Annotated in this window: 1 rRNA gene; it reads left to right on the top strand. The window is 58.5% G+C overall.

The window, feature by feature from the left end:
* Positions 1-650 (top strand): 23S ribosomal RNA (locus IEY89_RS40220); the annotation flags it as partial.

Raw genomic sequence — 650 nt, 5'->3', positions numbered from 1 at the left:
TCCGGATCAGGGACAGTGTCTGATGGGTAGTTTAACTGGGGCGGTTGCCTCCTAAAGAGTAACGGAGGCGCCCAAAGGTTCCCTCAGCCTGGTTGGCAATCAGGTGTTGAGTGTAAGTGCACAAGGGAGCTTGACTGTGAGACCGACGGGTCGAGCAGGGACGAAAGTCGGGACTAGTGATCCGGCGGTGGCTTGTGGAAGCGCCGTCGCTCAACGGATAAAAGGTACCCCGGGGATAACAGGCTGATCTTCCCCAAGAGTCCATATCGACGGGATGGTTTGGCACCTCGATGTCGGCTCGTCGCATCCTGGGGCTGGAGTCGGTCCCAAGGGTTGGGCTGTTCGCCCATTAAAGCGGTACGCGAGCTGGGTTTAGAACGTCGTGAGACAGTTCGGTCCCTATCCGCTGCGCGCGCAGGAACATTGAGAAGGGCTGTCCCTAGTACGAGAGGACCGGGACGGACGAACCTCTGGTGTGCCAGTTGTCCTGCCAAGGGCATGGCTGGTTGGCTACGTTCGGGAGGGATAACCGCTGAAAGCATCTAAGCGGGAAGCCTGCTTCGAGATGAGTGTTCCCACCCACTAGATGGGGTAAGGCTCCCAGTAGACGACTGGGTTGATAGGCCAGATCTGGAAGCCCGGTAACGGGT

It is taken from the genome of Streptomyces lacrimifluminis (genome assembly GCF_014646095.1).
GTDB lineage: Bacteria > Actinomycetota > Actinomycetes > Streptomycetales > Streptomycetaceae > Streptomyces > Streptomyces lacrimifluminis.
The sequence above is the reverse complement of the archived record's forward strand: the minus strand, read 5'-3'. Positions and strand labels throughout refer to the sequence as shown.